Genomic DNA, 13,964 nt, shown 5'->3' on the forward strand with positions numbered 1-13,964 from the left:
CCCATGCTGTCCTAGTTAACAGGTCTGCGGGCACTGCACAGGGTGCGCACCAGCAGACCGGGCTTAGCTAACACTTAAGGTGGCCTGCGCCGTGGTCAAGATGCCACGCCCGCGCAAGGTTGCGGAGCGTGCCTGTCCAGCAGGTGCTCCGGCAGCCGGTCGGCACGGGGCAGTTCGGTCCAGACCAGCACGCACACAACCTCCCGCCCCGGCCACAACCCTTGCAGCAGGGCGCGGTACGCCGCCATCTGGCGCAGGTACAGCACCGGCGTCTGCTCCACCGTGGAGGGTGCGTGGCGACCACTTTTGTAATCGCACACAATAACCCGGTCAGGCATGACACACATGCGGTCCACCTGCCCCACAATAACCTGCCCGCCCGCAATACCCGCCAGCCGCTGCTCCGCCCGGGCATGGGGGGCAAACAGGTCCACCAGTGCGGGCATACGCAGCACTGCCACAATCTGTGCGGCAAGCCGGGCGGCCTCCAGCGTGGACAACCCCCCCGATGCCGGGCGGGCCAGCCAGTCCGTGGCAAGCTGCTCCTGCGCACTGGCAGGGTGGTCGGGCAGGAACTGCAAAAGCGCATGCACCAGATTCCCCCTGCGCAAGGCGGCCTCCCGCGCCTTGAGCGGGGTAATGGCCGCCACATCCAGCGGGGAACGCGCGGGGGGGAGCGGGCCAAGCATGGTATCATCCGGCCGGCTTGGGGCCAGTGGCCGGGCCAGTGGTCCTTCCGCTTCCGGCAGGCCGGGCCGCCAATGCGGAGCCTGCCCCATCCAGCCGGGGAGCGGCGGGAGCACAGGGACATCCTGCGCGGCAGACGCAACAGGGGCTGCTGGGGCGGACAGGCTGGCGAGGGCTGCGTGCTCTTCCAGCACCAAAATCTTGCCCGACCAGTCCCCCACGCTCCAGTCGCGCAGCTGGGCACCTGCGCGCTCAAAACCAAGGCGGCAGCACTCGTACCAGCTTTCTGGCGGTACGGTGCGGCCGGGTTTCCAGCCACACACGATCAGCCTGTCCGCCGCGCGGGTCAGGGCCACGTAGAGCAGGCGGTTGTATTCCTCTATCGTCTTTTCACGCAGGGTTTCGTACAGGCTGCGGGTCAACCCGACCGACAGGGCGTTGCGCGGCACGTAAATGGGCACCTGCACCCCTGTTTTTTTGTCCGTGCTCCAGAACAGCCTGTCCTCAAACCGGGGCAGGCCCACCGTATCGGGCAGAATAACCAGCCGGGCCTGCAACCCCTTGGAGCCATGTGCGGTCATAACCCGCACGGCATTGCCACCGGCCTCTGCCTCGCGCTTGACACTCTCCTGCGAATGTCTGAGCCAATGCACAAACCCCTGAAGAGAAGGTGGGTGCTGCTCCTGATAACGCAGCGCGGCGGAGAGCAGCTCGTCTATTGGTTCCGCGGCCTCTGGCCCCAGCCGCGCCAGCAGGCGTGCCCGCCCGCCCTGCTGGCCCAGAGCCGCGCACAGCAGTTCATACGGGGTAAGGTAATCCACCCGGCCAAACAGGGCGTTGAGCATCTGCCAGGCCTGTGTCCAGTCCGCCTGCTCCGCATGGCGCTCACGCAGGATGGCCCACAGGGGGGCACCGGGGGAGCGCCCTACGGCAAGGGCCATCAGGCTGTCATCGGACAGGCCACCCAGCGGGGAGGTCAGCACACAGGCCAGTGTCAGATCATCCTGCGGGAGCAGGAGTGCAGCACACAGGGCCATAAGGTCCTGCACCGCAAGCTGGTCGGCAAGGCCCGTGCGCACCAGTGTGGCCACGGGAATGTTGTGCCCTTTAAGGGCGCGCACCAGCAGCGGCACAAAGGAGGAGCGGCGCGGCACCAGCACCAACACGTCCGCCGGTGTCAGCGGTTTTTGCCCCGGCTGGGGGGGGGCTGCCAGTTCACGCGCAATGGTGCTGGCCAGCGCATCCGCCAGTTTTTGCCGTGGGCTCTGCCGGGTGGCGTTCACTGCGGCTGGTTCCCACGGGCTTATGCTGTCCTGCGCATCCTGTGCCTCCGCCAGAGGCCAGAGTTCCACCCGTCCCCCCTGACCGGGGCGGGCCGTAATGTGGCGCAGAGGGCGGCCCTGCTCCTCCGCCACGCCCCGCGCGGCCTGTGGGTCGGCAAAAACCGCATCAACCAGTTGCAGGACCGGTGCTGTGGAACGGAAGGAGACGGTCAGTTCCGGCTCCCGCCAGGGCAGGTCCGCCGCCTGCGCACGCTGTTTGAATGTAGCCCGCCAAGCCCGGAACTCGTCCGGGTCCGCGCCTTGAAAACGGTAGATGGACTGTTTGTAGTCCCCCACGGCAAAAACCGTTCTGGGACCTTCCTCCGCCGCGTGTGCGCCTTCACCTGCAAAAAACTCTTCGGTCAGGTCCCCTGCAATGCGCCACTGCTGGGGGGAGGTATCCTGCACCTCGTCCAGTAGCAGGTGGTCTATGCCGCCATCGAGCTTGTACAGCACCCATGCGGCCCCCGGCTCACGCAGGAGCAGGAGTGTACGGTGGATCAGGTCATCATACTCCATCTGGCCCTGCATGGCCTTGCGCTGGTCAAACATGCTGGCCACGGGAGCCGCCATTTTGAGCAGCGCCACACCAAGGCGGGCCAGCTGGCGGGCGTTCATGCCCTCCTCCACCGCCAGTATGCGCTCGGCCTCCTTTTGCAGCGCATCGGCCAGATCGGTATATTTTTCCGCCAGTTTGGCCGAGAGCAGGCCACGGCTGCGCAGTTTGCCATCCTTGGTCAGCAACCCGTTGCGCCATACCGCCCATTGCGCGGCACGCTCCGTGGGGGGCAGGGCCAGCCAGTCCAGCAGGGCGAGTGCGTTGGTCCTGACTGTGGCCGATCCCTCCTCCGCCATGGCCCGCAGGCCTGCGCGCAGGGTAGGCTCGGCCGCAAACCCGGTGCAAGCGGCCAGCAGAAAAGCCTCATCGGGCTGCCTGAGTGCTGTTTCCGGCAAAGCCAGCACCCGGCACATGAGACCTTCCGCCTGTTCGGGGTGAGCGCTTACGCGGGCACGCACGGCCTGTGCGTGCTCATTGCGCCGCAAGATACCCGCAAGGGCAATAAAATCTCCAAGCCCGATCTGCCCGGCCAGCGGAGCCACCGTGCTGGCGGGCTGCCCGCCCAGAACACTCTCCACACAGCCCTGCAACGCCAGAGCCGCGTCTGTTTCCTCCATGACCGTAAAATGCGGGTTCATGGCGGCTTCCAGCGGAAAACGCCGCAGGAGCGACTGGCAGAAGGCATGAATAGTGCCAATACGCATGCCACCGGGCAGGTCCAGCACCTCCGCAAACAGGGCGCGTGCCTTGCGCCGGGTCTGCTGGGTGCAGGGCACGGCCAGAGCGGCCAGTTCCGCATTCAGCCGGTCATCCGGCAGGGTCACCCACCGGCCAAGGCGGGTTTGCAGGCGAATGGCCATTTCCGCTGCGGCAGCCTTGGTAAAGGTCAGGCACAGAATGCGCGCAGGGTCGCTGCCGGGTACAACGTCACCCCCCACTTCCACCCGTGGCAGCATCAGCCGGAGCAGGCGGTCTATCAGCAGTTTGGTTTTTCCACTCCCCGCAGAGGCGGACACAAAAACCGATGCCGTGGGGTCGGACGCCATGGCCTGCTGCTGGTTGGCCTGCGCAATGGCGGCATCCAGCGCGCCCTGAGCCGTATGGTGGGTCATGCTTCGGTCTCCATACGGCCGGTATTCCATTCCGGCACACGGGCCAGACGGGCATAATCGGCAAAGCGTGGTTCCTGCCCCGGATGGGGGTGGGAGAGGTAGGGTTGTGTAGGCTGGTCGTACGCGGCAATGCGCGCCAGCAGGCGCTGCCATGTCTGTTCGGCCAGATCAGTCAGATTGTCATGCTCCTTGGAGGATACGGCCACCTCCTCCCCCGGTTCGGCCCCGCCGGTCAGACGCCAGTAGATCAGCCCGGCAATGTCGGCCACATTGGGAGCATCGGCAAAGCCCCCACGCAGCAGCATGGCGGCCTCCAGCGGCAGTTGCGGGCTCCAGCCTGACAGAACATCGCGCATGGCTGGCAGCATGCCGGTTTTGTAGTCCTGCACAATCACACGCCCCTGCGCACCCAGTTCCACCCGGTCTGCCCGCCCGACAAGGCGGAACGCCCCCCCCGGAGCATCGGGGACCAGCACGCTGCCTGCAATTTCGGTCAGAATAGCCTGCGGCACGCCGTGGGTGGCGCGGCGCTGCTGCTCCGCATGTGCAACCCATGCGGCAATGCGCTCCAGCCGGGGCGCCCACCATGCCTGCAAAGCCGGGCGCAGGGCCTGTTCGGCCAGGCAGGTTTTGAACACCTCCGCCAGCTTGCGCTGGGCATCTACCGGCCAGTCCACGCCATGGGTTTTAACCCAGCGTTCCAGCGCGTCATGCACGATCATGCCGTAATCGGAGGCATCGGCCCCTTCCTCCAGCTCGGGCAAAGGCTCAAGCCGCAGGATGTGCCGGGCGTAAATGGCGTAAGGGTCGCGCATCCATGTTTCTATTTCCGTCACGCTCAGGCGGCGGGGGCGCAGGGAAACATCCGGCGTGGGCCGGGGTGGGGCCACTGGCAATGCCGGCCCCTGCGGCTGGTCCAGCCGCGCAAGCCAGGACAGAACCGGGTGCTCGGGCACACTGCCCCCCCAGCCAGCCAGAAAAGCATCCAGCCGGGTTAACCAGCGCGCAGGCACCACAGGTGCGCCATCACGCCTGCGGGCGGAGGACAGAACAACATGTTCCGCCGCGGCTGCCATGGCAAAAAAGTCGTGTGCCGCCTGCCCCACGGCCTGCTCGGGCGGGGGTAGGCCAACCCGCTTGCGCATGGGGCGGCTCATCCACGGCCCGGCATCGGGGGCGGGGGGCCACACCCCTTCGGACAGACCACCCAGTATAACGGTTTCCGCCGTTTGCAGGCGCGCTTCAAACAGGCCCCAGATCAGCACCCGCGGGTGCAGGGCCTGCGGGTTATTGCCCCGACGGGTGGCAACACGCTCCTGCGCCAGAACCGCCGTAAGCAACCCATCCAGCACGGCGGGCGGCTGGGGGGGCAGCAGGGCGGTTGCCAGCATAAGCTCGCTCAGCCGGGAGGCCAGCAGGCTGCCGTCCTCCCCTTTCCACAACCGGGCGGCGGCGAGTTCTTCCTCCGTGCTGGCAAGGCGTTCCACCGTGGCAATCAGGGCTTCGAGCAGGTCGGGCACGCTGGCCTGATGCCGCGCCCCTTCCCCCCCGGCCAGCACCGCACCTTCGGCCTGCTCCCAGCCCAGAACAGGGGCCAGACAATGGGCCAGACGCTCCATAAAGGCCGGCAGGGGTTCGGGGCCAAAGGGGCGGTCCGCGCTCTCGCCCTGCGTCATGCGCTGGCGGTCTTTTTCGCGCTTTGGTTCCAGCCTGTCCCTTACGGCAGCACAAAGCCCCGCAAACCCCGGAGCGGGAGAAGGACCACGCAACACCACACGCTCGAGCAGGCGGGCCGAGGCACGGCAGACGCCCGGAGCCAGACCACACGCCACCAGCGGGTGCTTGAGCACGGATAAAAGAGCAACAGGCGCAAACTGGCTATCCACCATCTGCGCCACCAGCCGCAGCAGCACGGCGGGGGGCGTATCCGCCAGTGTGGCGCCTGCGCTGTCATCGGCCAGAATGCCCCATCGCTCCAGCTCTGTGGCCACGCGGGCCGCCAGCCCACGGTCGGGCGTGACAAGGGCCACGCGGTGGCCGGGCTGCTCGATGGCGTTACGCATGACCATGCTGATGGCCACGGCCTCTTCCTGCTGGTCTGCGGCCTCAAACCGGCTGACATGGGCCAGTGCGACCGGGCCGGGCTTTGCCCAGTCATCCAATGCTGCGGCAGGCAGCATCACGCGGGAGAGCACGGCCGCACGTTCGGGGTCCCCCCCTTGCGCGTTCCAGACCTGCACATCCTCCCGCCGGGCCTGCAATGCCGCGAGCAGGTGGCTCATGCCTGCCTGCGGGTGACTGTCTGGTAGGGCGGCAAACACCTCCTCGGGCATGAGCGTATCCAGCCCCGGCAATACGACCCTGCCCCCCGGACAGGACAGAATAGCCTGAAGCGCATTGGCCGTGGGCGCCATGGCATGCGTAAACCCAGCCGCCCAGAGCGGAGCGGTGTAACCCTGCTCCCCCATGTTCCGCCACAACCGCGCCTGTGCGCCCAGAAGGGCCACCTGCCGGGCCACGGGGTTGATCAGCCCCTGCTCCTGCAACCACACAGGCCATTGTGCGGTAACAATGTTCAGAAAACCCAGAATGGTCTGCCAGTGCTGGGCGTAATCCTCCTGCACGGCATCGGGCAGGCGCTCGAGCAGGTTGACGCCAGCCCATTCCGCCTCGTCCATCAGTTCAGCCAGAGCACGGGCCAGTGGCCATGCCTGATCCAACGTGGGGCGGGTACCAAAGGCGTTATCCGCCTTTAAAACAAACAGTGTCAGCACGGCCAGACGGGTCATGGCTGGCACGGCGGGGGGGAGCGCCAGCGCCTCTGCCCCACCACAGGCGGACAGGCCCAGTTCGGTCTCGTCCAGAGCGCCTATGGGCATGATGCGGGGCAGGAGCATGCTGCGCCCATCCATACGCCGCAGAAAAGCCTCGGTTAACGCGCGCGCGGCCCGGCGGCCGGGGAGCACAATGGTCCCTTCACCCATGGCCTCCGGGTCATGCCCGGCGGCCTCTATCCAGCGCGCCGCCAGATGGTCCAGAAAAGGCAGATGTGCTGGAATGGTTGCGAGCTTCATACCCCGGGCTCCAGCAGTGTGGCCGGTTGCGGGGGAAGGCGGTCCGCCCAGCCAGCCAGAGTGACACGGCGGTTTCCATCCGCTCCGACCATAAGGGTGATGTGCAGCGCATCGGGGGGGGTCATGTCCTCCAGCCGTTCGGGCCATTCCACCAGCATGACGCCCTCGCACGCATCATCCCACCCCAGTTCGTCCAGCTCCTCCACACTGCCCAGACGCCACAGGTCAAAATGGTAGGCCGTGGCCGTGGGGGAGTCGTAGGCCTGCACCAGCGTATAGGTGGGGCTTGGCACCTCCATATCCGGTGCGGCGCAGAAGTTACGCAAAAACGCGCGTGCGAACACGCTTTTGCCCGCCCCCAGCGGACCAGACAGCAAAATGGCATCCCCCGCACGGGCAAGGCCTGCCAGAGTTCTGGCCAGTTGTGCCGTATCGGCTTCGGTTTTCAGCAACATGACCGATTCCTGCTCCTGCTCCGTGGTGGGCGCGTGCCCTCTGCATCGGGTCCAAGACTGACCTTTTCCATATCAAGCCGGAAGCGGGAAGAGTGAAGCACTGAATTTGTAAACTTTTTATAAACACAGATTTTGTTAGGAAATAATAAATACACTCAACATGACTATTTATTGTTCGCAAAAAAATTACTTTATAATACTTTATTATTTATCCCATAGGGAACTTTTTGCCCGTATAGTCTGTTCCAAAGAACGCTATGTTTTTTTTCCGATATGTCGGGTCAAGCTATACGCCAGTCACATATCTGTTATTATCGAAATAATAAAAATAATATGAATTTGTGTTTATTTTTTCAGAAAAACACGTAAAAGTATCATCAGAGCGAGCCAATACAACCTCAAGGTGTATCACCCCATACCTGCAGCTATGTGAGGCCAGTCATGCGCATTCTATTTGCCGAGGACAAATTTACCTCCAGCCGGGCCATTCTTTCCGCCCTGAAAAAAGCAGGTTTTGCGGCGGATCTGGCCCGCTCTGGCCAAAACACCATAGAATTGCTGCGAAATTACGATTATGGGCTTGCCATTATTACCATGACCCTGGCGGACATGGACGGGTACACCATTCTCAACACCCTGCGCACGCTCAAGATCACAACACCCGTTATCATTCTTTCCAACGTTGATACGCCAGACGCCAAGATACGGGCCTTTACACTGGGGGCTGATGATTATCTGGCCGAACCATTTGAATCCGCTGAACTGATTGCCCGTGCACAGGCCATTCTGCGCCGCTCCAACGGATACGCCCACCCGGTAGCCCAGGTTGGCGCGCTGACCCTGAACCTGAACAACCACACGGTTACAGTCGGCAACCGCCCCATCCACCTGACCGGCAAGGAATTTGCCATTCTGGAACTACTGGTGCTGCGCAAGGGCATTGCCCAGACCAAGGAAACATTCCTCAACCACTTATACGGTGGCCGGGATGAACCAGACATCAAGATTATAGACGTCTTTATTTGCAAACTGCGCAAAAAACTCCAGACCGTGGGTGCGGAAGACCTTATTTCCACCGTATGGGGTCGCGGGTACATTCTGCATGACCCGCAGGCACAGACACAGCCTGTTCCCACCCCCTTGATGGCCCCCCTTGCACACCGGCCTGTGCTGCCCGAGCCTGCTCTGCTGCAGGCTGTTGGGGACTAATAAACCACCTGCTCCACACTGGGTGTTCCCATAGGGAGCCAGTATTCTTCAGGACCGGGTTGCAGGGTACCAGGCATGGGCATGCCATAATGGCCCCGCCCCCCTGCCAAGTTCGGGGGCCTGCTCAATAGCATCATGCACATACTGGCAGGACTGCCGGACCGCATCTGGCATGGCGAGTCCCTGCGCCAGTGTTGTTGCCAGCGCGCTGGCCAGCGTACAGCCCGTGCCATGAGTGTGCCGGGTTGCAATACGCTGCCCCACAAACTCCCGCGTTCCCGCCCCATCCAGCAGCACATCCACCAACGCTTCCCCCGCCAGATGCCCGCCTTTGAGCAGAACCGCCGCCCCCGTATGCTGGTGCAGCCATAGGGCTGCGGCCTTCATATCCTCCACCGTATGAATGGTAAGCCCTGTCAGCTTTTCCGCCTCAGGCAGGTTGGGGGTAATCAGGGTTGCAAGGGGCAAGAGCGTTGTACGCAGGCAGGCCAGAGCATCCTCCGCCAGCAGGGCAGCGCCCCCCTTGGCCACCATGACCGGGTCCACCACCACAACAAGATCAGGGGTATTGTGGCGAGTCCGGGCAATTTCTGCCGCCACGACCTGCGTTTGCACAACACCCCCCAGCATGCCGGTTTTAATGGCATCCACCCCCAGATCATCCACAACACAGCGGATCTGGTCGCGAATAAACTGTGGCGGCACAGGCAGAATATCCTGCACGCCCTGTGTGTTCTGGGCCGTCAGGGCGGTTAGGGCGGTCATGGCATACCCACCCAGCGCCGTAATGGTTTTGATGTCGGCCTGAATACCCGCCCCTCCGCCAGAGTCGCTCCCTGCTATGGACAGAACTCTCGGGCGCTGGGGGGCGGGGTGGGTCATGCAGAGGGGCTTTCCGGCTTCAGGCGGGCTGGGTTGCTTTTTCCAGCACAGCGCACATTTTGCTTACGGCCTCATCCACAAGGGCGGCATCTTCCGCCTCGGCCATAACACGCACCAGCGGTTCCGTGCCGCTACGTCGTAACAGCAGGCGGCCCTGACCGGCCAATATACGTTCCACCTCATGCTGGCGTTCACGCACTTCATCCGTATCCAGCGGGCAGGCTCCTGCGTAACGGACATTACGCAGCTTTTGCGGGAAGGGCTGGAAAAGACGGCAGACCTCGCTCGCAGGGCGTCCGGATTCGACCAGCACGGCCAGAATCTGCAAGGCGGCAATCAGGCCATCACCCGTTGTGGCAAAGTCGGTCAGCACCATATGGCCCGACTGCTCGCCCCCCACATTCACCCCACGCTCCCGCATGCGTTCAACCACATGGCGGTCGCCTACGGCGGTACGTTCAAGGCCCACGCCCATTTTTTCCAAAAACCGTTCAAGCCCCATGTTGGACATAACCGTGGCCACCACGGCATTGCCCACCAGACGCCCTTCCGCTGTCCATGAGCGGGCGATAAGGGCCAGAATCTGGTCCCCATCAATCAGACGCCCGGTTTCATCCGCGATCAGCACACGGTCGGCATCCCCGTCCAGGGCAATGCCAATATGTGCACCATGCTGCACCACGGCCTTGCACAGGGCCTCGGGGTGGGTGGAGCCACACTGTTCGTTAATATTCACACCATTGGGCTCACACCCGATGCGAATAACCTCCGCTCCCAGCTCCCACAGCGCTGTGGGGGCAACCCGGTAGGCCGAGCCATTGGCGCAGTCGATCACGATTTTCATGCCGTCCAGCCGCAACTTGCGGGGGAAGGAGGATTTGGCACTTTCAATATACCGGCCTGCGGCATCATTCAGGCGTGAGGCGCGGCCGATCTGGGCCGGGTCTGCCATATCGGCATGCAGGTCGGTCACCATCAGGTTTTCAATCGTGCGCTCATCCTGATCGGAGAGCTTGAACCCGTCGGGGCCGAACAGTTTGATCCCGTTATCACCAAACGGATTATGGGAGGCGGAGATCATGACCCCCAGATCGGCCCGCAGGGAGCGGGTCAGCAGGGCAATGGCGGGTGTGGGCAACGGCCCAACCAGTGTGACATCCATACCAGCGGACAAAAAGCCGGAAACCAGAGCGCTCTCGATCATATAACCGGATAATCTGGTATCCTTGCCCAGCAGCACGCAGTGCCGGTGGTCCCCACGCCGAAAATGCAGCCCCGCCGCCTGCCCCAGCTTCTGGGCAATTTCCACCGTCATGGGCGCAACATTGGCAGTGCCGCGAATACCGTCTGTTCCAAAAAATCGCTTCATAATACTCATTCCATTCCGCAATCGGCAATGGACCTGAATACTCTGGCCGTTGCTGGCGGAAACTTCTGTCCTGTCCTGCTGCTCTTTCCTAAAACGGTTTTGGGTTGGAAGAAACCGTGTTCAGGCCACAAAAAACATTTTTGGTGCAGCATGCTTACCCACCCTGCACCCCCTGCCAGACCCGGACACCCTGCGCCATGCTGACCACAGCGTGCACCCGCAGCAACGGGTTACCAAAGGGCATGGCCATAAGGGAGGCCGCCACCGTGCCGCTATCACGCTGGGCGGGGTCTGCCACACCTGTTAGCGTACCAATCATGCGTTTGCGCGAAAGAGCGCACACCACACGGCACCCCAGATTGGCCAGCAGCAGAATACGGCGCAGCAGAACAACATTCTGCTCCTGCGTTTTGGCAAAGCCAAACCCCGGGTCCACCATCAGCCGCTCACGGGCAATGCCCGCTTCCACCGCAGCCTCCACCCTCTGCCCCAGTTCCCGCACCACATCGCAGGCCACATCGGTATAATGGGTGTGTTGCTCCATGGTCTGGGGGGTGCCGCGCATGTGCATGAGCACAACGCCACACTGCTGCTTTGCCAGTAAAGGCAGGGCAGCCGGGTCGTGCCCAAGGGCGGAAACATCATTGATCACGCGCGCACCCGCAGCCAGTGCACGCTCCATAACCAGACTGTTCCGCGTATCGACCGAAAGCGGCACATCGGGCATGCTCTGGTGCAGCCCCTCCAGCACCGGGCCAACCCGCTCCCACTCCTGCTGGGGGGAGACAACAGCGGCACCGGGGCGTGTGCTTTCACCCCCAATGTCGAGCACACCGGCCCCATCACGCACCATCTGTTCGGCCGCCTGTAGGGCAGAACCTGCATGGTAGTGCTGGCCTGCACAGCTAAAGCTGTCTGGTGTTGTATTCAGGATTCCCATAACCAGCGGCCCCGCAGGCAACCCGGCATCGGGCACGGGGGAAACAAGGCGCTGCATCACAGGTAGCCACGCATGCGGTACAGCGCCCACAGGCACGGGGCCAGAAGCGCTATCCCCTTCAATCAGCAAAACGGCTGTAAACGCGGCAGTACTGTTCTGGAATGGCAGGGCCACGCCTTGCCGTATGGCCTCCTGCGCCATTGGTCCAAACAGGAACCCCATGGGTTCAACCAGCCTGTGCCACATCGCCTTATCCTTTTTTACTGTCCCCACCATACAAAAGAGGCGGCACCGGGTGCCGCCTCTTCTGCTTCATATCCGTTTACTGCCGCACCCTGCCATTAACCGGCCTGGGGGGCGGGAACAGCGCCGCCGTCTTCCGCCGGGGTGGGGGCTGGCGCTTCCCCCGTAACCTGCGGCACGGAGGCGCGGCGGTTAACCGGACCATCATCCGCTTCTTCCGGCCGTTCAATCGGCTGGCCGCGCATGATCTGGCGGATTTCTTCACCTGTCAGGGTTTCGTATTCCAGCAGGGCTTCGGCCAGACGGTGCAGTTCGTCCACATGGTCATGCAGGTAGTTGCGGGCCTGCACGTAGGCTTCATCAATCAGGCGTTTGACTTCAACATCAATATCGCGCGCCGTCTGTTCGGAAAAATTGCGGGCAGCCCCAAAGAAGCTGTTGCCCTGATCTTCATCCGCATAGGCGATCATGCCCAGCTTGTCGCTCATGCCCCATTCGGTCACCATGCTGCGGGCAACACGGGTGGCCATTTTAATGTCCCCCATTGCGCCGTTGCAGATGTTGTCCTTGCCGTAAACCACTTCCTCGGCAACACGCCCGCCCATGGCCACCACAAGGTGGGCAATGGCGTTCATCTTGCTCATGGAGAGCCGGTCGTCCTCGGGCAGACGCATGACCATGCCAAGGGCACGCCCACGCGGGATAATGGTCGCCTTGTGAATGGGCTCGCTCTCGGGCACCAGCACGGCGGTAATGGCGTGCCCGGCCTCATGGTAGGCGGTGCGTTTTTTCTCGTCCTCGCTCATCACCAGCGAGCGACGTTCAACGCCCATCAGCACCTTGTCCTTGGCGTCTTCAAACTCACGCATGGACACCGTGCGGCGGCCAAGGCGGGCAGCGGACAGAGCGGCCTCATTGACCAGATTGGCCAGATCCGCACCGGAAAAGCCGGGGGTACCACGGGCAATAATGCGCGGGTCCACGTCGGACGCCAGCGGCACCTTGCGCATATGCACCCGCAGGATTTTTTCACGCCCGCTTACGTCGGGGTTGGGCACCACCACCTGCCGGTCAAACCGGCCGGGGCGCAGCAATGCGGGGTCCAGCACGTCGGGGCGGTTGGTGGCGGCAATCAGGATCACGCCTTCATTGCTTTCAAACCCGTCCATTTCCACCAGCATCTGGTTCAGGGTCTGTTCGCGCTCATCATTACCGCCGCCCATGCCCGCACCACGATGGCGGCCAACGGCGTCGATTTCGTCAATGAAGATAATGCACGGTGCGGATTTTTTGCCCTGTTCAAACATGTCTCGCACACGGGAAGCACCAACACCGACAAACATTTCCACAAAATCGGACCCGGAGATGGTGAAGAAGGGCACATTGGCCTCACCCGCAATGGCGCGGGCCAGCAGGGTCTTACCCGTGCCGGGGGGGCCAACCAGCAGCACACCTTTGGGGATTTTGCCGCCCAGCCGCGTGAACTTCTGCGGGTCCTTGAGGAAATCCACAATTTCCTGCAACTCGCCCTTGGCTTCATCAATGCCGGCCACGTCTTCAAACGTTACGCGGCCATGCTTTTCGGTCAGCATCTTGGCGCGGGACTTGCCAAAGCCCATAGCACCACGACCACCCGCACCCTGCATCTGCCGCATCATGAACAGCCATGCCGCGACCAGCAGGATAATGGGCAGGGAGTTCAGGAAGTAGCGCAGCAGCGGGCTGCCATCCTGCTCCAGTGGCTTGGCTACAACCTCCACCCCTTTACCCACCATGCGCGAGACAAGGGAGGGGTCCATGGGGGCATAGGTCTCAAACGCGGTGCCGTCGGTCAGCGTGCCGGAAATATTGTGGTTCTGCATGACAACAGACCGGACATGCCCCGAATCAATATCGGCCACAAAATCGGAATATGCCAGTTGCTGGGCGGCATGCTGCGCCGTGCCCGGCTGGAACATGTTCACCAGTAACAGCAGTAGCAGGATAATGCTGACCCAAAGCGCCAGATTGCGACCTAAATTGTTCATCTTGCCCGAGTGTCCATACTTCTAGTGCGTAAAGCGCCGGAGTGTCCTGCCATCTTGCCCGGCGCCCGGGGAAAAAAGCAACCTT

Annotated in this window: 8 protein-coding genes; 1 reads left to right on the forward strand and 7 read right to left on the reverse strand. The window is 62.8% G+C overall.

Features of this window, described 5'->3' with window-relative positions; all coding sequences use genetic code 11:
* Positions 1-95: 95 nt before the first annotated feature.
* The 3 genes from addA to tsaE are packed head-to-tail and all read right to left on the reverse strand — an operon-like array spanning position 96 to position 7,209.
* Positions 96-3,680, reverse strand: a complete 3,585-nt coding sequence (gene addA / locus LKE65_RS03285; RefSeq protein WP_278740441.1) for a double-strand break repair helicase AddA — start codon at positions 3,678-3,680, stop codon at positions 96-98.
* The gene (gene addB, locus LKE65_RS03290; protein WP_278740442.1) at positions 3,677-6,754 is read right to left on the reverse strand and encodes a double-strand break repair protein AddB; all 3,078 of its coding nucleotides are present in this window, start codon (positions 6,752-6,754) and stop codon (positions 3,677-3,679) included. The genes addA and addB overlap by 4 nt, the downstream gene beginning before the upstream one ends.
* A complete protein-coding gene (gene tsaE, locus LKE65_RS03295) occupies positions 6,751-7,209 on the reverse strand; it encodes a tRNA (adenosine(37)-N6)-threonylcarbamoyltransferase complex ATPase subunit type 1 TsaE (protein WP_086647066.1) in 459 nt (152 codons plus the stop codon). The genes addB and tsaE overlap by 4 nt, the downstream gene beginning before the upstream one ends.
* A gap of 441 nt (positions 7,210-7,650) precedes the next feature.
* Between tsaE and LKE65_RS03300 the strand changes: the two genes are divergently transcribed.
* Positions 7,651-8,418: a response regulator transcription factor gene (locus tag LKE65_RS03300; RefSeq protein WP_095349471.1), complete on the forward strand. Its 768-nt coding sequence runs from the start codon at positions 7,651-7,653 to the stop codon at positions 8,416-8,418.
* Between the two features lie 48 nt (positions 8,419-8,466).
* Here the strand turns inward: LKE65_RS03300 and thiD are convergent, their stop codons facing one another.
* From thiD to ftsH, 4 genes are all read right to left on the reverse strand, one after another.
* Positions 8,467-9,300 carry a bifunctional hydroxymethylpyrimidine kinase/phosphomethylpyrimidine kinase gene (gene thiD, locus LKE65_RS03305; protein WP_278740443.1) on the reverse strand — a complete coding sequence of 278 codons (834 nt, stop codon included), beginning with the start codon at positions 9,298-9,300 and terminating at the stop codon, positions 8,467-8,469.
* Between the two features lie 19 nt (positions 9,301-9,319).
* A complete protein-coding gene (glmM, locus tag LKE65_RS03310; protein ID WP_086647069.1) occupies positions 9,320-10,678 on the reverse strand; it encodes a phosphoglucosamine mutase in 1,359 nt (452 codons plus the stop codon).
* Positions 10,679-10,823: 145 nt separating this feature from the next.
* Positions 10,824-11,831: a dihydropteroate synthase gene (folP, locus tag LKE65_RS03315; protein ID WP_278740446.1), complete on the reverse strand. Its 1,008-nt coding sequence runs from the start codon at positions 11,829-11,831 to the stop codon at positions 10,824-10,826.
* A gap of 119 nt (positions 11,832-11,950) precedes the next feature.
* Complete coding sequence (gene ftsH, locus LKE65_RS03320) at positions 11,951-13,879, reverse strand: ATP-dependent zinc metalloprotease FtsH (RefSeq protein WP_086647070.1); 1,929 nt, start codon at positions 13,877-13,879, stop codon at positions 11,951-11,953.
* Positions 13,880-13,964: the final 85 nt, after the last annotated feature.

It is taken from the genome of Acetobacter fabarum (genome assembly GCF_022483405.1).
Classification (GTDB): domain Bacteria; phylum Pseudomonadota; class Alphaproteobacteria; order Acetobacterales; family Acetobacteraceae; genus Acetobacter; species Acetobacter fabarum.

Excerpts from the sequence above, each read along its gene's own strand:
- addA (WP_278740441.1), bottom strand. The coding sequence starts at position 3,680 with ATGACCCACCATACGGCTCAGGGCGCGCTGGATGCCGCCATTGCGCAG.
- addB (WP_278740442.1), bottom strand. The coding sequence starts at position 6,754 with ATGAAGCTCGCAACCATTCCAGCACATCTGCCTTTTCTGGACCATCTG.
- tsaE (WP_086647066.1), bottom strand. The coding sequence starts at position 7,209 with ATGTTGCTGAAAACCGAAGCCGATACGGCACAACTGGCCAGAACTCTG.
- LKE65_RS03300 (WP_095349471.1), top strand. The coding sequence starts at position 7,651 with ATGCGCATTCTATTTGCCGAGGACAAATTTACCTCCAGCCGGGCCATT.
- thiD (WP_278740443.1), bottom strand. The coding sequence starts at position 9,300 with ATGACCCACCCCGCCCCCCAGCGCCCGAGAGTTCTGTCCATAGCAGGG.
- glmM (WP_086647069.1), bottom strand. The coding sequence starts at position 10,678 with ATGAGTATTATGAAGCGATTTTTTGGAACAGACGGTATTCGCGGCACT.
- folP (WP_278740446.1), bottom strand. The coding sequence starts at position 11,831 with ATGGGGTTCCTGTTTGGACCAATGGCGCAGGAGGCCATACGGCAAGGC.
- ftsH (WP_086647070.1), bottom strand. The coding sequence starts at position 13,879 with ATGAACAATTTAGGTCGCAATCTGGCGCTTTGGGTCAGCATTATCCTG.